This window comes from Veillonella sp. ZSJB6, from assembly GCF_051549505.1.
In the GTDB taxonomy this organism is placed as follows: domain Bacteria; phylum Bacillota; class Negativicutes; order Veillonellales; family Veillonellaceae; genus Veillonella.
In genome coordinates this window covers 1-235 of the sequence record NZ_JBPUGE010000192.1, presented here as the reverse complement: position 1 = coordinate 235, position 235 = coordinate 1, and the positions used below count along the sequence as shown (strand labels likewise).

The following is a 235-nucleotide window of genomic DNA, read 5'->3' as shown; positions in this document are numbered from 1 at the left end:
CCGCTGGCAAAGAAGCTGTCCTTGCCGGCGTCGACCCCGACGACAGCATGGTCATCCAGAGTGGGCACCACAGGAAATGGTGCTGCAGGAGCCAGCTCCTCGCCGCCGCCATCGTCGTCGTCGTCGTCATCGTCCTCCTCCTTGCCTGCACGTCCCTTCTGGGACAACACCAACTGGGCGGTGTTGCCAAGCCGCAGTGACAGGCTGTCTGAGCGGCGCAGGGCGGAGGGACTCG

Annotated in this window: 1 protein-coding gene; it reads right to left on the bottom strand. The window is 65.5% G+C overall.

All coding sequences use genetic code 11. The features are described 5' to 3' along the window. Positions 1-235, bottom strand: a 235-nt coding sequence (locus tag ACSV5T_RS10385; RefSeq protein ID WP_438321096.1) for a hypothetical protein, incomplete at both ends; no start/stop codon positions are given.